Annotated in this window: 16 protein-coding genes; 13 read left to right on the top strand and 3 right to left on the bottom strand. The window is 71.9% G+C overall.

Annotated features, from left to right (window positions below; genetic code table 11):
- Nucleotides 1-66 precede the first annotated feature (66 nt).
- Complete coding sequence (locus tag NX794_RS24155) at nt 67-1,485, top strand: sugar porter family MFS transporter (protein ID WP_258780944.1); 1,419 nt, start codon at nt 67-69, stop codon at nt 1,483-1,485.
- A 1,232-nt stretch (nt 1,486-2,717) separates the two neighbouring features.
- Here the strand turns inward: NX794_RS24155 and NX794_RS24150 are convergent.
- Nucleotides 2,718-4,169: a cytosine permease gene (locus tag NX794_RS24150; RefSeq protein ID WP_258780943.1), complete on the bottom strand. Its 1,452-nt coding sequence runs from the start codon at nt 4,167-4,169 to the stop codon at nt 2,718-2,720.
- 173 nt (nt 4,170-4,342) lie between these two features.
- Here NX794_RS24150 and ftsY point away from each other — a divergent pair, with 173 nt between their 5' ends.
- Nucleotides 4,343-5,545, top strand: a complete 1,203-nt coding sequence (gene ftsY / locus NX794_RS24145; protein WP_258780942.1) for a signal recognition particle-docking protein FtsY — start codon at nt 4,343-4,345, stop codon at nt 5,543-5,545.
- A gap of 150 nt (nt 5,546-5,695) precedes the next feature.
- Here the strand turns inward: ftsY and NX794_RS24140 are convergent, their stop codons facing one another.
- The gene (locus tag NX794_RS24140; RefSeq protein ID WP_258780941.1) at nt 5,696-6,373 is read right to left on the bottom strand and encodes a bifunctional DNA primase/polymerase; all 678 of its coding nucleotides are present in this window, start codon (nt 6,371-6,373) and stop codon (nt 5,696-5,698) included.
- A 456-nt stretch (nt 6,374-6,829) separates the two neighbouring features.
- Between NX794_RS24140 and nsdA the strand changes: the two genes are divergently transcribed.
- From nsdA to ffh, 5 genes are all read left to right on the top strand, one after another.
- The gene (gene nsdA, locus NX794_RS24135; protein WP_258780939.1) at nt 6,830-8,308 is read left to right on the top strand and encodes a transcriptional repressor NsdA; all 1,479 of its coding nucleotides are present in this window, start codon (nt 6,830-6,832) and stop codon (nt 8,306-8,308) included.
- A 338-nt stretch (nt 8,309-8,646) separates the two neighbouring features.
- A complete protein-coding gene (locus NX794_RS24130; protein ID WP_258780938.1) occupies nt 8,647-9,993 on the top strand; it encodes an ammonium transporter in 1,347 nt (448 codons plus the stop codon).
- Nucleotides 9,990-10,328, top strand: a complete 339-nt coding sequence (locus NX794_RS24125; protein WP_258780936.1) for a P-II family nitrogen regulator — start codon at nt 9,990-9,992, stop codon at nt 10,326-10,328. Before NX794_RS24130 ends, NX794_RS24125 begins: the two co-directional genes overlap by 4 nt.
- 29 nt (nt 10,329-10,357) lie before the next feature.
- Nucleotides 10,358-12,811, top strand: a complete 2,454-nt coding sequence (locus NX794_RS24120) for a [protein-PII] uridylyltransferase (protein ID WP_258780935.1) — start codon at nt 10,358-10,360, stop codon at nt 12,809-12,811.
- 83 nt (nt 12,812-12,894) lie between these two features.
- The gene (gene ffh / locus NX794_RS24115) at nt 12,895-14,445 is read left to right on the top strand and encodes a signal recognition particle protein (protein WP_258780934.1); all 1,551 of its coding nucleotides are present in this window, start codon (nt 12,895-12,897) and stop codon (nt 14,443-14,445) included.
- A 76-nt stretch (nt 14,446-14,521) separates the two neighbouring features.
- Here the strand turns inward: ffh and NX794_RS24110 are convergent, their stop codons facing one another.
- Nucleotides 14,522-15,397 (bottom strand): class I SAM-dependent methyltransferase, encoded by an 876-nt coding sequence (locus tag NX794_RS24110; RefSeq protein WP_258780933.1) that lies wholly within the window; start codon nt 15,395-15,397, stop codon nt 14,522-14,524.
- A 524-nt stretch (nt 15,398-15,921) separates the two neighbouring features.
- Between NX794_RS24110 and NX794_RS24105 the strand changes: the two genes are divergently transcribed.
- The 6 genes from NX794_RS24105 (at nt 15,922) to rplS (ending at nt 19,479) form a co-directional block, all read left to right on the top strand.
- Complete coding sequence (locus NX794_RS24105; RefSeq protein WP_258780931.1) at nt 15,922-16,518, top strand: hypothetical protein; 597 nt, start codon at nt 15,922-15,924, stop codon at nt 16,516-16,518.
- 314 nt (nt 16,519-16,832) lie between these two features.
- A complete protein-coding gene (gene rpsP / locus NX794_RS24100) occupies nt 16,833-17,252 on the top strand; it encodes a 30S ribosomal protein S16 (RefSeq protein ID WP_258780929.1) in 420 nt (139 codons plus the stop codon).
- Nucleotides 17,253-17,257: 5 nt separating this feature from the next.
- Entirely contained in the window at nt 17,258-17,497 is a 240-nt protein-coding gene (locus tag NX794_RS24095; protein ID WP_005479813.1) for an RNA-binding protein, read from the top strand.
- A gap of 82 nt (nt 17,498-17,579) precedes the next feature.
- Nucleotides 17,580-18,161 carry a ribosome maturation factor RimM gene (gene rimM, locus NX794_RS24090; protein WP_258780924.1) on the top strand — a complete coding sequence of 194 codons (582 nt, stop codon included), beginning with the start codon at nt 17,580-17,582 and terminating at the stop codon, nt 18,159-18,161.
- Nucleotides 18,161-18,994, top strand: coding sequence for a tRNA (guanosine(37)-N1)-methyltransferase TrmD (gene trmD, locus NX794_RS24085; RefSeq protein WP_258780923.1), 834 nt, complete (start codon nt 18,161-18,163; stop codon nt 18,992-18,994). The genes rimM and trmD overlap by 1 nt, the downstream gene beginning before the upstream one ends.
- A gap of 134 nt (nt 18,995-19,128) precedes the next feature.
- Complete coding sequence (gene rplS / locus NX794_RS24080; RefSeq protein WP_258780921.1) at nt 19,129-19,479, top strand: 50S ribosomal protein L19; 351 nt, start codon at nt 19,129-19,131, stop codon at nt 19,477-19,479.
- Nucleotides 19,480-19,488 lie beyond the last annotated feature (9 nt).

Raw genomic sequence — 19,488 nt, 5'->3', positions numbered from 1 at the left:
CGCCACTGGATACCAGGAAGGGATCACCCCACCCGGCAGCGTTGCCGCGGCCCGAGGAGTTTTTTCGTGACCAGCACTGCGCAGGCACCTCAGCCAGGAGCCAGTACGGCTCATCCCGAACATCTCGGGCACGTCATCTTCATCGCGGCGGCGGCGGCGATGGGTGGCTTCCTGTTCGGTTACGACAGCTCTGTGATCAACGGCGCCGTCGAGGCCATCCGCAGTCGGTACGACATCGGCTCCGCGGCCCTCGCGCAGGTCATCGCGATCGCCCTGATCGGCTGTGCCATCGGTGCCGCGACCGCCGGCCGGATAGCCGACCGGATCGGCCGTATCCGCTGCATGCAGATCGCCGCGGTCCTCTTCACCATCAGCGCCGTCGGCTCCGCGCTGCCGTTCGCCCTGTGGGACCTCGCCTTCTGGCGCATCATCGGCGGCTTCGCCATCGGCATGGCCTCGGTCATCGGCCCCGCCTACATCGCCGAGGTCGCCCCGCCGGCCTACCGCGGCCGGCTCGGCTCCTTCCAGCAGGCCGCGATCGTGGTCGGCATCGCCGTCTCCCAGCTCGTCAACTGGGCCATCCTGAACGCCGCCGGCGGCGACCAGCGCGGCAAGCTGCTGGGCCTGGAGGCCTGGCAGGTCATGCTCGGCGTCATGGTGATCCCGGCGGTGCTGTACGGCCTGCTCTCCTTCGCGATCCCCGAGTCGCCGCGCTTCCTGATCGAGGTCGGCCGCACGGCGCGGGCCCGCGAGGTGCTCAAGGAGGTCGAGGGCGACAAGATCGACCTGGACGCCCGGATCGACGAGATCGAGCGCGCCATGAAGCGCGAGCACAAGTCCACCTTCAAGGACCTGCTCGGCGGCTCCTTCTTCTTCAAGCCGATCGTCTGGATCGGTATCGGCCTGTCGGTCTTCCAGCAGTTCGTCGGCATCAACGTCGCGTTCTACTACTCCTCGACGCTGTGGCAGTCGGTCGGCGTCGACCCGACGGACTCGTTCCTCTACTCCTTCACGACGTCGATCATCAACATCGTCGGCACCGTGATCGCGATGATCTTCGTGGACCGCATCGGCCGCAAGCCGCTCGCCCTGATCGGCTCGGTCGGCATGGTCGTCGGCCTGGCGCTGGAGGCCTGGGCGTTCTCCTACGACCTCGTGGACGGCAAGCTCCCCGCCACCCAGGGCTGGGTCGCCCTGGTCGCCGCCCACCTGTTCGTCCTCTTCTTCGCCCTCTCCTGGGGCGTGGTGGTCTGGGTCTTCCTCGGCGAGATGTTCCCGAACCGGATCCGCGCCGCCGCCCTCGGCGTGGCCGCCTCCGCTCAGTGGATCGCCAACTGGGCCATCACCGCGAGCTTCCCGTCGCTGGCCGACTGGAACCTCTCCGGCACCTACGTGATCTACACGATCTTCGCCGCCCTCTCCATCCCGTTCGTCCTGAAGTTCGTCAAGGAGACGAAGGGCAAGACCCTGGAGGAAATGGGCTGACCGGCCCCTCGAACTCGGGGAGAAGGGCCAAACCCCCCGCTGCCCCTCTCCCCGTACCTCCGCCGCCCCTGTCCCGGCCACTGCCCGGACCAGGGGCGGCGGTGCCGTATCCGCACGTGCCTGGTCCGCGCGGGTGCCTCCTTGACGAGTCGCGGCGGCGGGGGCCTGGTGGCTTGGCGGGCGGCGGTTTCCATGCGCCCTCGCCCGGCGGCGGATGCGGTGGAGTGTACGGCCGGGGGCCAGCTGTTCCCGGCCGGTGGCCGAAGCCGCTTTCGGACCGTGCCGTCGGCAGGGCCCCCGGCGACTGGCCATGAAGCCCACCCTGCCGCTCCCGGGTGCCCCCGGCGCGCATCCCGCAGTGCCGACGGCCCTCAGCGAGCTGCGGTACGGGGGTCCTGGCGGCCTGGCGGCCTTTCAACGCCCCGGCGGGTGGCAGGTGCGGTGGGGTGTACGGCTGGGGCGTCAGCCGTACCCGGCCGGTGGCCGAAGTGGCTTCGGACCGCGCGCCCGCCGACAGGGTCCCCGGCGGCTGGCCGTGAAGCCCGCCCTGCTGCTCCCGGGTGCCCCCGGCGCGCCGACGGCTCCTCGGCGAGCTGCGGTACCGAGGTCCTGGTGGCCTGGCGGGTGGCGGCCTTTCAACGCGCCGACGGGTGGTGGGTGCGGTGGGGGGTACGGCCGGGGCGTCAGCCGTACCTGGCCGGTGACCGGAGTGGCTCCGGACCGTACCGCCGGCAGCTGGCCAGTCTGCTGTGCCGCTCCTGTCGGCCCGGTGTGCCCGGGCCGCGCGTGGGATTCCGTGGTGAGCTGCGGCAGCGGAGCCCTGACGGCTTGGCGGGCGGCGGCGTTTGGCGCGCCCCGGGCGGCGGCGGATGCGGTGGGGGGTACGGCCGGGGCGTCAGCCGTACCCGGCCGGTGACCAGAGTGGCTCCGGACCACGCTGCCAGGGAAGTTCCCGGCAGCTCGCCACGGAGTCGGCCGTGCCGCTTCCGGTGTGCCCGGCCGGTGCCGGCGCTGCGTACGCCGTGGCTTGCCGCGGAGCCGGCTCCCGGCCGACCCGCGCGGGCGCCTCCCCGGCAAGTCGCGGCGGCAGAGTCGGCGCGGCCGGTTCGCCCCCGTCGGGACGGACCACCGCACCGGAACGGAAAAGTCCCCCTCCCGGTGCGGAAGGGGGACTGTGGCCGATTCACTGTCAGGGCCCTGCGATGTCGGGCTTCCTGGGCGCCTGGGCCAGGTCAGACCGTCGCCGTGGCGGGCTCCGTCGCCGGCTCGGCCGGCTGCTGCGTGGTGGTGACCGCCGGCTTCGGCAGGGCCAGGTACAGCAGGCCCGAGATCACGATCGTGGCGACCCAGCCGAGGCCGTACTCGCCGATGACGTTGTTCGTCGCGAGCGGGCCGGTGAACCAGTCGGACGTGGTGAACATCAGACCGCCGACCAGGCCGATCGCCCAGGAGGCGACGGCGGCGGGGGAGAAGCCGCCCTTGTACCAGTAGGCGCTGGTGCGGGTGGTGTCGGCCATCGCCCGGCCGTCGTACTCCGTGCGGCGCAGCATGTCCGCGCCGAACACGCCGACCCAGGCCGAGAAGGCGACCGCCAGCAGGGACAGGAAGGCGATGAAGGAGCCCATGAAGCTCGTCGCCACCAGCATCAGCACCCCGCCGAAGGCCAGCGAGATCACGGCGTTCACCGAGACCGCCCAGTGCCGCGGCACCTTGAAACCGAGGGTCTGCGCGGTGAAGCCCGCCGAGTACATGGACATCGAGTTGATCAGCAGCATGCCGATCAGCGCGACGAGCAGGTACGGCACCGCGAGCCAGGTCGGCAGGATCTCGCCGAGGAAGGACACCGGGTCGGCCGCCGAGGCCAGGTCCGGCGTGGAGACCGCCATCACCGCGCCCATCAGCACCATCGGCAGCACGACGACACCGGCACCGCCGACCGCCGTGCCCACGATCGCCTTCGAGGACGCCGTACGCGGCAGATAACGCGTGAAGTCCGGCGCCGACGGGATCCAGCTCACGCCGCCCGCCGCGATCATGCCGACGCCGGTGATCACCGAGGCCGTGGAGCCGGCGCCGTGGTCCATCACCTTGGACCAGTCGGTGTTCGCGACCAGGTAGCCGAGGACCAGTACCGAGAAGACGCCGAAGACGTAGGTGGCGTACTTGTTGCACTTCTGCACGGCGTTGATGCCGAGCCCGGAGATCGCGAAGGTCGCCACCACGAACGCCAGCAGCGTCACCATGTCCAGCACGCTGTTCGCGTGGATGCCGAACAGGATGTCCAGGATGGTGAGGAGCGCGTACGCGCCGGTCACCGCGTTGATCGTCTCCCAGCCCCAGCGGGCCACCCAGATCAGCGAACCGGGCAGCAGGTTGCCCCGCTGCCCGAAGACCGCGCGCGACAGCGCCATGCCCGGCGCGCCACCCCGCTTGCCCGCGATACCGATCAGCCCGACCAGCCCGTACGACACGACCGGCGCGGCCACCGCCACGACGAGCGCCTGCCAGATGTTCAGGTGGTACGCCACGACCAGGCTCGCGCCCATCGTCAGCAGCAGCACGCTGATGTTCGCACCGACCCAGGTGGGGAACAGCTCGCGGGTCTTCGCGGTGCGCTCGTGGTCCGGGACCTGCTCGATGCCACGGGTTTCGAGAGCGCCTTCGGTCTCGACGGTTTTGCTCATGGAAGAGGTGCCAGTCATGGGGGGGGGACAGGGGGACGACAGGACTCTACGCGCGTCAACAGAGCCGTCACCATCGTACTTTGCTCCCACTCCTGGCCATACGTGGCCTTTGTCTCTCGGAGGAAGTGACAAACACCGTTCCGTCCTGGCCCATGGCCGATACTGGACGCGTTATGGAAACCATCATCCTTGCTGTAGTCATCGCCGTGGTCGTGCTCGGCGCGCTCGGCGGGCTCATCGTCGGCAGCCGGCGCCGGAAGCCGCTGCCCCCACCGCCCCCGAAGACGCCCGACATCACCGCGCCCCCGGCCGAGCCGCGCGTCGGCGACGAGGCCGAGACGCCGCGCGACGAACCGCGCCGGACGATCGAGGAGGTGGATCTCCCCGGCGGCCCCGCACCGGTCGTCGTGGAGGAGCCGCCCGCCGTCGAGGCTCCCGGGATCGAGATCCCGGAGCCCACCGCAGGCCGGCTGGTCCGGCTGCGCGCCCGCCTGTCCCGCTCGCAGAACGCCCTGGGTCAGGGCCTGCTCACGCTGCTCTCCCGCGAGCACCTCGACGACGACACCTGGGAGGAGATCGAGGACACGCTGCTCACCGCCGACGTCGGCGTCCAGCCCACCCAGGAGCTGGTCGAACGGTTGCGCGAGCGCGTCAAGGTGCTCGGCACCCGCACCCCCGCCGAGCTGCGCGACCTGCTGCGCGAGGAGCTGGTCAAGCTGGTCGGCACCGACGCCGACCGCGCCGTACGGACCGAGCCGGAGGGCCGCAAGCCCGGCATCGTGATGGTCGTCGGCGTCAACGGCACCGGCAAGACCACCACCACCGGCAAGCTCGCGCGCGTCCTGGTGGCCGACGGCCGCACCGTCGTGCTCGGCGCCGCCGACACCTTCCGCGCCGCCGCCGCCGACCAGCTCCAGACCTGGGGCGAGCGCGTCGGCGCCTACACCGTGCGCGGGCCCGAGGGCGGCGACCCCGCCTCCGTCGCCTTCGACTCGGTGAAGGAGGGCAAGGAGATGGGGGTCGACGTGGTCCTCATCGACACCGCCGGCCGCCTGCACACCAAGACCGGCCTCATGGACGAGCTGGGCAAGGTCAAGCGGGTCGTGGAGAAGCACGCCCCGCTGGACGAGGTGCTGCTCGTGCTGGATGCCACCACCGGACAGAACGGCCTGGTGCAGGCCCGGGTGTTCGCCGAGGTCGTGGACATCACCGGCATCGTGCTGACCAAGCTGGACGGCACGGCCAAGGGCGGCATCGTCATCGCGGTCCAGCGCGAGCTGGGCGTGCCGGTGAAGCTGATCGGACTCGGCGAAGGCCCGGACGACCTGGCGCCGTTCGAGCCCGAGGCGTTCGTGGACGCCCTCATCGGTGACTGAGGTGACCGACCGCGCGGACTCCCGTGGTGACTGACCACGCGGACACCCGCTCCAGGCGCGTACGAGAAGCGCCCGCCCCCGAGGTGCAGTCGGGGACGGGCGCTTCGCCTTGAGGGGCCGCAGCCCTGTCGGGTCGCCGTGCGAGAGCCGTCAGGCCCGGTCGGCCCACCCGCGGCCCCGCGAGCGGTGTGCCACGTACGCCAGCGTGCCGAGCAGCAGCCGGGCCGCCGGGGGGCGGGTCGCGGAGTCCAGCGCGGGTGGGCGCAGCCAGCGCGCCGGGCCGAGGCCGCCCCGGTCACAGGGCGGTGCGGTGATGTGCTCACCCGGGCCGAGGCCGCGCAGGTCCAGGGCGCGGGGGTCGTCCCAGCCGGTGCGGTAGAGCAGTCGGGGGAGTTCGGCGGCGGCGCCGGGCGCGACGAAGAACTGGGCGCGGCCGTCCGGGGTCGCGGTCACCGGGCCGAGCGGCAGGCCCATGCGCTCCAGGCGTACCAGGGCCCGCCGGCCGGCGGCCTCGGAGACCTCGATGACGTCGAACGCCCGGCCGACCGGCAGCAGCGCCGCGGCCCCCGGGAACTCCGACCAGGCCTTCGTCACCTCGTCCAGCGTGGCCCCGGCCGGCACCTCGGGCGCGAAGTCCAGCGGATGCGCGCCCGGCGCCGGGCAGTCGGCGTGCCCGCACGAGCAGGCGCCGGCCGCGGCCCGCGCGCCCGGCACCACGTCCCAGCCCCACAGCCCCGTGAACTCGGCGACGGCGGTGCAGTCCGACGAACGACCGCGCCGGCGGGTGCCGGAGCGGATCTCGCGCATGCCGCCGATCGTGAAGCCCATGCCCCCTCCAACGGGTCCTGCGCACCGGTGGTTACGCCACGGAATGAGATGGAAGCGGAACGTAACGCTACGGCTCCGCCTGCCCTGGGTGCCGCACCGTGAAGGCGGCGCATCGAAGCACGTCGGGTGGTGTGTCGGACGGCACGCGCTCCGGTGTGCACCCCTCCGCCCGCTTCCGGGCGGCCCATGTCAAGTGAATCGTGAGACGGCAACCGGGAGTTCATTCGAAGGGGTGGCGAATGGTGGCGTTTCTGGGATCGCCGTGGCTGGAGCGGTGATCGGGGGATTACTGTGAGTGTGCGGGCTCTGGGGCGCATCCACTCGCGGGTATGCCGGAGGCAAGCCGCCACCCCGTTCGAAGGGTGAGAACCGCCGGACGGGAAGCCGTATTTACCGGCATTCTGATAGGGCTTGGCGCACCAGGCGGCAAGTGGTCTCAGGAATGGGGGCGTTCCAGTGAGCGGCAACAGCGGTGGCGGGGCGAGCGCTGACAAGCGCCCGAACGAACTGCTCGGCTCGTGGTTCGTGCGCAGCGGCTGGTCCAAGGGTGAGCTGGCCCGCCAAGTCAACCGCCGGGCACGCCAGTTGGGCGCCAATCACATCTCCACCGACACCTCGCGCGTCCGGCGCTGGCTGGACGGCGAGAACCCGCGCGAGCCGATCCCGCGCATCCTCTCCGACCTGTTCTCCGAGCGCTTCGGCTGCGTGGTCTCCATCGAGGACCTCGGTCTGCGCGCCGCCCGCCAGACGCCCGCCGCGTCCGGCGTCGACCTGCCCTGGACCGGCCCCCAGACGGTCGCCCTGCTCGGTGAGTTCTCCCGCAGCGACCTGATGCTCGCCCGGCGCGGCTTCCTCGGCACCTCGCTCGCGCTGTCCGCCGGGCCCTCCCTCATCGAGCCCATGCAGCGCTGGCTGGTGCCCGGCCCCGCCGCGGCCGCGCCGCCCGAGCCCGAGTCCGCTTTCGACTCCCGCCGCCCGGGCCGGCTGTCCAAGCCCGAGCTGGACCTGCTGGAGTCCACCACGCGGATGTTCCGCCAGTGGGACGCGCAGTGCGGCGGCGGCCTGCGCCGCAAGGCGGTCGTCGGCCAGCTCCACGAGGTCACCGACCTGCTCCAGGAGCCGCAGCCCGAGGCCACCACCCGCACCCTCTTCAAGGTCGCCGCCGAACTCGCCGAGCTGGCGGGCTGGATGTCGTACGACGTCGGTCTCCAGCCCACCGCGCAGAAGTACTTCGTGCTCGCCCTGCACGCGGCCAAGGAGGCCGGCGACAAGCCGCTCGGTTCGTACGTCCTGTCCAGCATGAGCCGCCAGATGATCCACCTCGGCCGGCCCGACGACGCTCTTGAACTGATCCACCTCGCGCAGTACGGCAGCCGGGACTGCGCGAGCCCGCGCACCCAGTCCATGCTGTATGCGATGGAGGCCCGCGCGTACGCCAACATGGGCCAGCCCGGCAAGACCAAGCGCGCGGTCCGGATGGCCGAGGACACCTTCGCCGAGTCCGACGAGTGGGACGAGCCGGACCCCGACTGGATCCGCTTCTTCTCCGAGGCCGAGCTGTACGGCGAGAACTCCCACTCCTTCCGCGACCTCGCCTACGTCGCCGGCCGCAGCCCCACCTACGCCTCCCTCGCCGAGCCGCTCATGCGGCGCGCGGTGGACCTGTTCGCCAAGGACGGCGAGCACCAGCGGTCCTACGCGCTCAACCTGATCGGCATGGCCACCGTGCACCTGCTCCAGCGCGAGCCCGAGCGCAGCACGGAGTTCGCCTCGCAGGCCATGGGCATCGCCAAGAAGGTCCGCTCCGAGCGCGTGAACACCCGTATCCGAAAGACCGTCGACACGGCCGTACGCGACCACGGCGACCTCGCGGTCGTCGTCGACCTCGCCGACCAGCTCGCCGTCGACCTGCCCGAGAGCGCCGAGGCGGTCTGATCGCACCACCGAAAGCCCCGGCCGCGGCCGGTCCTCCCGAACTGCCCGACTCGGCTCCCCCATGCCAGGTCATCGAGAGGCCGCCCGCGGCCGGTCTGTCTCCCGGCACCAGCCGCCGGGGGAGGTTGCGCCACGATAACGATCGCGCGGCCGGACATCCCGCACTTCATCGACGCGTAACACACAGGGCGTCTTCGTCACCCCGGCGAAACAACCAGGGGCCTCCGTCGAAACCGCGCTGCGCCAATCTCTGGCGCATAACCGGCCACCCCCCCACCTGATCCGGACCGCTCAGGCACCGCCCGCACGGGGCCGTACCAACCGACGAGGAGACGCCGATGGCATCAGCCATCACGCTTGCCGCGGAGGCACCCAAGCTGTCTGCCGCGAACACAGGCTTCATGCTCATCTGTTCCGCCCTGGTGCTGCTCATGACCCCGGGCCTGGCCTTCTTCTACGGAGGCATGGTCCGCGTCAAGAGCACGCTCAACATGCTGATGATGAGCTTCATCAGCCTGGGGATCGTCACCATCCTCTGGGTGCTCTACGGCTTCTCCCTCGCCTTCGGCAGCGGCTCCGCCCTCATCGGCTGGAACGCCGACTGGCTGGGACTGAGCAACATCGGGCTGACGGAGCTGTGGGACGGCTACACCATCCCGATCTTCGTCTTCATGGTCTTCCAGCTGATGTTCGCGATCATCACGCCCGCGCTGATAAGCGGTGCCCTGGCCGACCGTGTGAAGTTCTCGGCCTGGTCGCTGTTCGTCGCGCTGTGGCTCACGGTCGTCTACATCCCGGTCGCCCACTGGGTCTGGGGCGCCGACGGCTGGGCCTTCAAGCTCGGGGTGATCGACTTCGCGGGCGGTACGGCGGTCCACATCAACGCCGGTGCCGGCGCCCTCGGCGTCATCCTCGTCATCGGCAAGCGCGTCGGCTTCAAGAAGGACCCGATGCGCCCGCACAGCCTGCCGCTGGTCATGCTCGGCGCCGGTCTGCTGTGGTTCGGCTGGTTCGGCTTCAACGCCGGCTCCTGGCTCGGCAACGACGACGGCGTGGGCGCGCTGATGTTCGTCAACACCCAGGTCGCCACCGCCGCCGCCATGCTCGCCTGGCTCGCCTACGAGAAGATCCGGCACGGCGCGTTCACCACGCTGGGCGCCGCCTCCGGCGCGGTCGCCGGCCTCGTCGCGATCACCCCGTCCGGCGGCGCGGTCTCCCCGCTCGGCGCGATCGCCGTCGGCGCCATCGCCGGCGTCGCCTGCGCCGCGGCCGTCGGCCTGAAGTTCAAGTTCGGCTACGACGACTCCCTCGACGTCGTCGGCGTCCACATGGTCGGCGGCATCATCGGCTCCCTGCTCATCGGCTTCTTCGCCACCGGCAAGGGCCAGTCCACCGCGACCGGCGTCTTCTACGGCGACCACACCTTCACCCAGCTCTGGAAGCAGTTCGCCGGGGTCGGCGCGGTCCTCGCCTACTCCCTGATCGCGTCCGCCGTCCTCGCCTTCCTGCTCGACAGGACGATCGGCATGCGGGTATCCCAGGACGAGGAGATCTCCGGCATCGACCAGGCCGAGCACGCCGAGACGGCGTACGACTTCAGCGGCGCCGGCGGCGGTGTCCTCGGTTCCTCCGTCGCCCACGCCCAGGCCCCGGCCGGCTCGCACAACAAGAAGGTGGACGCATGAAGCTCATCACCGCCGTCGTCAAGCCGCACCGGCTGGACGAGATCAAGGAGGCCCTTCAGGCGTTCGGCGTCCACGGACTGACGGTCACCGAGGCCAGCGGTTACGGTCGGCAGCGGGGCCACACCGAGGTCTACCGCGGCGCCGAGTACACCGTCGACCTGGTCCCCAAGATCCGCATCGAGGTGCTGGCCGAGGACGACGACGCCGAGCAGCTGATCGAGATCGTCGTGAAGGCGGCTCGCACCGGCAAGATCGGCGACGGCAAGGTCTGGTCCCTCCCGGTCGAGACGGCCGTACGGGTCCGCACCGGCGAGCGCGGCCCGGACGCGCTCTGACAGCAGGGCAACGGAACAGGAGTCGCTGGGTGACGGGTACGGATGCAGGCAACGAGACGAACGACCCGGGACCCGGCGGCTACGCAGCGGCCCGGCTGCGCCTCCTCACGGAGGGGGCGCGGTCCGGGCCGCCGCGCCGTGCGGCCCTGTCCGGGCTGACCGACGACTGGCTCGCCGGGCTGTTCACCGCCGCGGCCGGCACCCTGCGCGGCGCCTCGCTCGTCGCCGTCGGCGGCTACGGCCGCGGCGAGCTGTCCCCGCGCAGCGACCTCGACCTCCTGCTGCTGCACGACGGCTCCGACCCCGGCGCCGTCGCCGCCCTCGCCGACCGCCTCTGGTACCCGGTGTGGGACCTCGGCCTGGACCTCGACCACTCGGTGCGCACCCCGGCCGAGGCCCGCAAGGCCGCCGCCGAGGACCTCAAGGTCCAGCTCGGCCTGCTCGACGCCCGCCACCTGGTCGGCGACCTCGGCCTCACCGCCGGGCTGCGCACCGCCGTCCTCGCCGACTGGCGCAACCAGGCACCCAAGCGCCTGCCCGAACTCCAGCAGCTCTGCGCCGACCGCGCCGCTCGCCAGGGCGAACTCCAGTACCTGCTGGAACCCGACCTGAAGGAGGCCCGCGGCGGCCTGCGCGACGCCACGGCCCTGCGCGCCGTGGCCGCCTCCTGGCTCGCCGACGCCCCCCGCGAAGGCCTCGCCGATGCCCGCCGGCGCCTGCTCGACGTCCGCGACGCACTGCACCTGGCCACCGGCCGCGCCACCGACCGGCTCGCCCTCCAGGAACAGGACCAGGTCGCCGCCGGACTCGGGCTCCTGGACGCCGACACCCTGCTCCGCCAGGTCTACGAGGCCGCCCGCGTCATCTCCTACGCCAGCGATGTCACCTGGCGTGAGGTGGCGCGCGTGCTGCGCTCGCGCGCCGTGCGTCCCCGGCTGCGCGCCATGCTGGGCGGCGGCAAACCCGTCGCCGAGCGCTCCCCGCTCGCCGAGGGTGTGGTGGAACAGGAGGGCGAGGTGGTGCTCGCCCGTGCCGCGCGCCCCGAGCGCGACCCCGTGCTCCCGCTGCGCGCCGCGGCCGCCGCCGCGCAGGCCGGACTCCCGCTCTCCCTGCACGCCGTACGGCGCATGGCCCAGGCCGCGCGCCCCCTGCCCACGCCCTGGCCCGCCGAGGCCCGCGAACAGCTCGTCACCCTGCTCGGCTCCGGCCGCCCCACCATCGAGGTCTGGGAGGCCCTGGAGGCGGAGGGCCTGATCAGCCGCCTGCTGCCGGACTGGGAGCGGGTCCGCTGCCGCCCGCAGCGCAACGCCGTCCACCTGTGGACCGTCGACCGGCACCTGATCGAGACCGCCGCCCGCGCCGCCGAACTCACCCGCCGGGTCGGCCGCCCCGACCTGCTGCTCGTCGCCGCTCTGCTGCACGACATCGGCAAGGGCTGGCCCGGCGACCACTCCGTGGCCGGCGAGATCATCGCCAAGGACGTGGCCGCCCGCATCGGCTTCGACCGCGCCGACGTCACCGTCATCGCCACCCTCGTACGCCACCACCTGCTGCTGGTGGAGACCGCGACCCGGCGCGACCTGGACGACCCCGCCACCGTCCGCTCCGTCGCCGATGCCGTCGGCACCCCGGGCACCCTGGAACTGCTGCACGCCCTGACCGAGGCCGACGCGCTCGCCACCGGCCCCGCCGCCTGGTCCTCCTGGCGCGGCTCCCTCGTCACCGACCTGGTACGACGCGTCGCCGCCCTGCTCGCGGGCGGCACCCCCGACGAACCCGAGCCCGCCGCGCCCACCGCCGAACAGGAACGCCTCGCCGTCGAGGCCCACCGCACCCGCGGCCCGGTCCTCGCCCTGCGCGCCCGGGCGGAGCCGGTCACGGGGGAGGAGGAACCGGCCGGCGCGCCCGAACCGCTCGGCGTCGAGCTGCTCATCGCCGTACCCGACCAGCCCGGGGTGCTGCCCGCGGTCGCCGGCGTGCTCGCCGTGCACCGGCTCACCGTCCGCACCGCCGAACTGCGGGCGCTCACCCTCCCGGCGGATGTCGACGACGGCGCCGTCCTGCTGCTCGACTGGCGGGTGGCCGCCGAGTACGGCTCGCTGCCCCAGGCGGCCCGGCTCCGCGCCGACCTGGTCCGCGCCCTGGACGGCTCCCTGGACATCGCCGGGCGCCTCGCCGAACGGGACGCTGCCTACCCGCGCCGCCGCGGCTGGACCGCTCCGCCGCCGCGCGTCACGGTCGCCCCGGCCGCCTCCCACCACGCCACCGTGATCGAGGTCCGCGCCCAGGACGCGCCGGGCCTGCTGTACCGGATCGGCATGGCCCTGGAGAAGGCCGCCGTCCGCGTGCGCAGCATGCACGTCAGCACGCTCGGCGCCAACGCGGTCGACGCCTTCTACGTCACCACCGGCACCGGGGCGCCGCTGCCGGTGGCGGACGCCGGGTCACTCGCGGGAGTACTGGAGGAGACCCTGCGCGGATGACCCTGCCCCGGTGACTTCGGCGCCGGGATACCCTGGAGGGCGATTCCCAGAAGACGTCACCGACCCCGAGGACCGCGAGCGCCGTGTTCGACACTCTCTCCGATCGCCTGTCAGCGACTTTCAAGAACCTGCGCGGCAAGGGACGGCTCTCCGAGGCGGACATCGACGCCACGGCGCGCGAGATCCGTATCGCGCTGCTCGAAGCCGACGTCGCGCTCCCGGTCGTGCGGACGTTCATCAAGAACGTCAAGGAGCGCGCCCTCGGTGCCGAGGTCTCCAGGGCCCTGAACCCGGCGCAGCAGGTCCTGAAGATCGTCAACGACGAGCTGGTCACGATCCTGGGCGGCGAGACCCGGCGGCTGCGGTTCGCCAAGCAGCCGCCCACCGTGATCATGCTCGCCGGTCTCCAGGGTGCCGGTAAGACCACCCTCGCGGGCAAGCTCGGCCGCTGGCTGAAGGAGCAGGGCCACTCCCCGCTGCTGGTCGCCTGTGACCTCCAGCGGCCCAACGCCGTCAACCAGCTCAGCGTCGTCGCCGAGCGCGCCGGTGTCGCCGTGTACGCGCCCGAGCCGGGCAACGGCGTGGGCGATCCGGTCAAGGTCGCCAAGGACTCCATCGAGCACGCGAAGTCCAAGGTCCACGACATCGTGATCGTGGACACCGCCGGCCGGCTCGGCATCGACGCCGAGATGATGCGGCAGGCCGCGGACATCCGCGACGCCGTCTCCCCGGACGAGATCCTCTTCGTCGTCGACGCGATGATCGGCCAGGACGCGGTCAACACCGCCGAGGCCTTCCGCGACGGCGTCGGCTTCGACGGCGTGGTCCTCTCCAAGCTGGACGGCGACGCCCGCGGCGGTGCCGCGCTGTCCATCCGGCAGATCACCGGCAAGCCGATCATGTTCGCGTCGAACGGCGAGAAGCTGGACGAGTTCGACGCCTTCCACCCGGACCGGATGGCCTCCCGCATCCTCGACATGGGTGACCTGCTCACCCTGATCGAGCAGGCGGAGAAGACCTTCAGCCAGGAAGAGGCCGCCAAGATGGCCTCGAAGCTGGCGTCCAAGAAGGGCCAGGACTTCACCCTGGACGACTTCCTGGCCCAGATGGAGCAGGTCAGGAAGATGGGCTCCATCTCCAAGCTGCTCGGCATGCTCCCGGGCATGGGCCAGATCAAGGACCAGATCCAGAACATCGACGAGCGCGACGTCGACCGCACCGCCGCGATCATCAAGTCGATGACCCCGGCCGAGCGCCAGGAGCCGACCCTCATCAACGGCTCGCGCCGCGCCCGTATCGCCAAGGGCTCCGGTGTCGAGGTCAGCGCGGTGAAGAACCTGGTCGAGCGGTTCTTCGAGGCCCGCAAGATGATGTCCCGCATGGCGCAGGGCGGCGGGATGCCGGGCATGCCGGGAATCCCGGGCATGGGCGGCGGCCCCGGCCGGCAGAAGAAGCAGCAGAAGAAGGCCAAGGGCAAGCAGCGCTCCGGCAACCCGATGAAGCGCAAGCAGCAGGAGCTGGAGGAGGCCCAGCGCCGCGAGGCCGCCGCGCAGGGCGGAGGTGCCCTCGGGCTGCCCCAGCAGGCTGGCGAGGACTTCGAGCTGCCGGACGAGTTCAAGAAGTTCATGGGCTGAGCGAGCCACCACATCACGCCAGAGGCGCCCCTTCGCTTCAAGGGGCGCCTCTGTGCGTGTGCTGCCGGGAACCGGCTCAGGGCACCCGGGCGACGAGGTAGCGGAAGACGTTGGGCATCCACACGGTGCCGTCCGCGCGCCGGTACGGATGCAGGGCCTCCGTCAGCTCCTTGTCGACCTGCCTGGCGTCGGTCGCCGCGATCGCCGCGTCGAACAGGCCGGTCGACAGCAGCCCGCGTACGGCGCTGTCCAGGTCGGCGTACCCGAACGGGCAGGACACCCGGCCCGAGCCGTCCGGCCGCAGCCCGGCCCGCTCGGCGACCTCCTCCAGGTCGTCCCGCAGCGCCGGCCGCCAGCCGCGCGCGCCGCACAGCGGATCGGCCAGTTTCGCGGCCACCCGCAGTACCGAGGAGGTGGCGCACCGTTCGGGCGGACCCCAGCCCACCAGCACCACGGCGGCCCCGCGCGCGGCACCCGGCAGCGCGGCGGCCAGCAGCTCGCCCAGGCCCTCGGCGTCGCCCGCGAGGCAGCCGACCGGTTCGAACACGCTCACGAGGGTGTATCCGGCCGTCTCCGCGCCGGCCGCGCCCCCGGGTGGGTCCGCCAGCAGTCTCGGCGCCGTACGCGCCCGCCCGCCCCGGCCGGCGTAGCCGGCGCGCGGGCCGTCCGGCAGCAGGCGCCGGCGCGCGAGGGCGAGCCGTTCCGGCGAGGAGTCGACGCCGGTCACCTCGGCGCCCCGGGCCGCCGCCGTCAGCAGCGCCAGCCCGGTGCCGCAGCGCAGGCCCAGCAGCCGGGTGCCGGGGCCCACGTCGAGCCGTTCGTACACCGCTTCGTGGAGCGGGACCAGCATCCGCTCCTGGATCTCCGACCAGTCACGCGCGCGTGCGCACCGGTCCACGCGGGGTGCGGGAGCCGCCGAGGACCGATGCCGCCGCACGAGCGTAGGTGTCATGGATGAGCGCCCCAATCCGCCGACGGTTCGTCGCTTGTTGCCCGATTGCGTGGCCCCCGTGCCGTGCCCGCGCACTTTCCACGTATGCCAGGTAACTCCCGGCTCGCGGTGCCGTCCAGGGGTCGTGGGGCGCCGCTTGGGGTCTGGTCGCGAGTGTGGCGAGATTTCACGTCCCGGCAATCTGCGGGGCCGTACGGTGTCCGCTCCGAGGGACGGGCCGGTGCCGGGGGGTACGGGCGCACGCGGTAACGTCACGGTCGTCACGGACGCCGACCAAGGTGATGCCGCGCGCCTCAGGGCGACCGAAACGCCTCTTGCGCAATCCCGGCGGCTGTCGCGGGCGGACACCGGGTGCCGGTCGTAGCGCGGCCTACGCACCAGCTTGGTACGAGCTGTGCGGCTTCTCCGCAGATCAACGCACCCGCCCTCGTCAGGACGCATCAGTGGCAACTGACGGGTACGTGCAAATTATTTGGGATGCCCCGGAATAGGAACACAGGGGCACCCCCGCTCGTTGTCATTACGTGAGCACGACACAGACACCACCTGTTCTCGCCGCAGAGCTGGCACAGGCGTGGGCCGACATTCAGCGGAACCACCCCGAGCTGCCCGACCTTGCCGCGCCAGAGTCCCTGATCGGAGAGTCGTCGTCCGCGTGCGGACACGAACTCTCCTTCGAACGGCTGCTCCATGAGGCAGTCCACGGCATCGCCGCCGCCCGCGGGGTCCGCGACACCTCCCGCGCCGGCCGCTACCACAACCGACGTTTCCTCGCGATCGCCGAGGAGCTGGGCCTCGACCACCCCGAGGAGCCGCACCCGAGCAGCGGTTTCTCCCTGGTCACGCTCAACCCCGAGGCGAAGCGGCGCTACCGCACGACCATCGAGCGGCTCCAGCGCGCCCTGAAGGCCCACACGGCGGCCACCTCCTCCGACACCTCCCGCACCTTCCGGGGCCCGGCCGCCCGGCACGGGTCCTCCGGTGGCGGCGTCCGGGTCAAGGCGGTCTGCGACTGCGGCCGCAACGTCCGCGTGGTCCCCTCCGTCCTCGCCCAGGCGCCGATCGTCTGCGGCGGCTGCGGCAAGCCCTTCCGCATCCCGGAGGTCCTGGGCGCGGCGTGACCGGGGCCGCGAACACCGGCATCTCGTGGGTGCCGGGACGCGAGGCGCCCGGCGTCGGCCGCCCGCCGCCGGCCGGCAGGGCATCCGGCGTGACCTCACCGGCACGCCGGATGCCCCGTCGGTCTGCCCGGGTGCGCTCACACCCCTGGCCAGGAGCGGCCCGCGGGGTGTGGCACAATGGCAAGCTGTACTCGACAGTCGACACAGGACCCCTCTCTCCTCCGGCTGACGCGTCCATCGGGCACTCGGGTACCGCAACCCCACGCGGCAACTCGCCGTGCCCACCCACGTCAAAACCAGGAGAACCCACTCCCGTGGCAGTCAAGATCAAGCTGAAGCGTCTGGGCAAGATCCGTTCGCCTCACTACCGCATCGTCGTCGCCGACTCCCGTACCCGCCGTGACGGCCGGGCCATCGAGGAGATCGGCAAGTACCACCCGACGTACAACCCGTCGGTCATGGAGGTCGACGCCGACCGCGTGGCGTACTGGCTCGGTGTCGGCGCCCAGCCGACCGAGCCCGTGCTCGCCATCCTGAAGAAGACCGGCGACTGGCAGAAGTTCAAGGGCGAGCCCGCCCCGGCGCCGCTGCTCGTCGCCGAGCCCAAGGCCGGTCGTCCGTCGTTCGAGGCTCTCGGCGGTGACGACGAGGGCAAGGGTGAGGCGATCACCCAGAAGAAGAAGGCTGAGAAGAAGGACGAGGCCGCGGCTGAGTCCGAGTCGACCGAGGCCTGAGCAGCATGCTCGAAGAGGCGCTTGAGCACCTCGTGAAGGGCATCGTCGACAACCCTGACGATGTGCAGGTCGCCTCGCGTGACCTGCGCCGCGGGCGCGTGCTGGAGGTCCGGGTGCACCCCGACGACCTCGGCAAGGTGATCGGCCGCAACGGCCGTACCGCGCGTGCCCTGCGTACCGTCGTGGGCGCCATCGGCGGCCGCGGTGTCCGTGTCGACCTCGTCGACGTGGACCACGTCCGCTGACGCTTCATCGCAACCGGCTCGGGCCGGGGAGGGCCACTGGGCCGTCCCCGGCCCGCAGTCGTATGACAGGAGAGCAAGCACAGTGCAGCTGGTAGTCGCACGCATCGGCCGCGCCCACGGCATCAAGGGCGAGGTCACCGTCGAGGTGCGCACCGACGAACCGGAGCTCCGGCTCGCGCCCGGCGCCCGCCTCGCCACCGATCCCGCCGCCACGGGACCGCTCACCATCGCCACCGGCCGCGTCCACAGCGGCCGTCTGCTCCTGCGCTTCGAGGGCGTCACCGACCGCACCGGTGCCGAGGCCCTGCGCAACACCCTGCTGATCGCCGAGGTGGACCCCGAGGAACTGCCCGAGGACGAGGACGAGTTCTACGACCACCAGCTCATGGACCTGGACGTGGTCACCGCGGACGGCACCGAGGTCGGCCGGATCACCGAGATCTCGCACCTGCCCTCGCAGGACCTGTTCATCGTGGAGCGCCCGGACGGCAGCGAGGTGATGATCCCGTTCGTGGCGGAGATCGTCGCCGAGATCGACCTGGAGGAGCAGCGCGCCGTCATCACACCGCCGCCCGGCCTGATCGACGACCGCGCCGAGATCGCCTCCGCCCGGGACGCCGAAGGCTCCGACGATGCCGACGGCTCCGGTGAGGACGCCTCGTAATGCGCCTCGACATCGTCACGATCTTCCCCGAGTACCTCGAACCGCTGAACGTCTCCCTGGTCGGCAAGGCACGCGCGCGCGGACAGCTCGACGTGCACATCCACGACCTGCGGGACTTCACCTACGACCGGCACAACACGGTGGACGACACGCCGTACGGCGGCGGCCCCGGCATGGTGATGAAGACCGAGCCCTGGGGGGACGCCCTGGACACGGTCCTCGCCGACGGCTACGAGAGCGGCGCCCACGCGCCCACCCTCATCGTCCCCACCCCGAGCGGCCGTCCCTTCACCCAGGAACTGGCCGTCGAGCTGTCCGAGCGCCCCTGGCTCATCTTCACCCCGGCCCGCTACGAGGGCATCGACCGCCGGGTCATGGACGAGTACGCCACCCGCGTGCCCGTCCAGGAGGTCTCCATCGGCGACTACGTGCTGGCCGGCGGCGAGGCGCCCGTCCTGGTCATCACCGAGGCCGTCGCCCGGCTGCTGCCCGGCGTGCTCGGCAACGCCGAGTCCCACCGCGACGACTCCTTCGCCCCCGGCGCCATGGCCTCCCTGCTGGAGGGCCCCGTCTACACCAAGCCGCCCCGGTGGCGCGACCGGGACATCCCCGACGTGCTGCTCAGCGGCCACCACGGCCGGATCGCCCGCTGGCGCCGCGACGAGGCCCTGCGGCGGACGACGGCGCACCGCCCCGACCTGATCCGGCACTGCGACCCCAAGGCCTTCGACAAGAAGGACCGCGAGATGCTCTCCATCCTGGGCTGGGAACCCGACCCGGAGGGCGAGCGCCACGGCCGATTTTGGCGCCGGGCCGAGGGCGTGGAAGAATAGCCCGCTGTTGTGCGTCCGTCCGGCGGTCGCCCCTGCCACAGGGGGAGACGACGCCCGTCCCGACCCGCACGGCAGTCCTGTGAACACCTAGTTCCCGTTGATGACCTGTGGCATCAGCGAAGAAAGCAGACGAAATGTCTCACCTGCTCGACACCGTCGACGCCTCGTCGCTGCGCAGCGACATCCCGGCCTTCCGCCCGGGTGACACCGTCAACGTCCACGTCCGCGTCATCGAGGGCAACCGCTCCCGTGTGCAGCAGTTCAAGGGCGTTGTCATCCGTCGCCAGGGTTCCGGCGTCCGGGAGACCTTCACGGTCCGCAAGGTCTCGTTCTCCGTCGGCGTCGAGCGCACCTTCCCGGTGCACACCCCGATCGTCGAGAAGATCGAGCTGGTCACCCGTGGTGACGTGCGCCGCGCCAAGCTGTACTACCTCCGTGAGCTGCGCGGCAAGGCCGCGAAGATCAAGGAGAAGCGCGACAACTGAGCGCTGCCC

It is taken from the genome of Streptomyces pyxinicus, assembly GCF_024753135.1.
GTDB lineage: Bacteria > Actinomycetota > Actinomycetes > Streptomycetales > Streptomycetaceae > Streptomyces > Streptomyces pyxinicus.
Note: the sequence above shows the minus strand (reverse complement) of the source record. Positions and strands in the feature narration are given on the sequence as shown.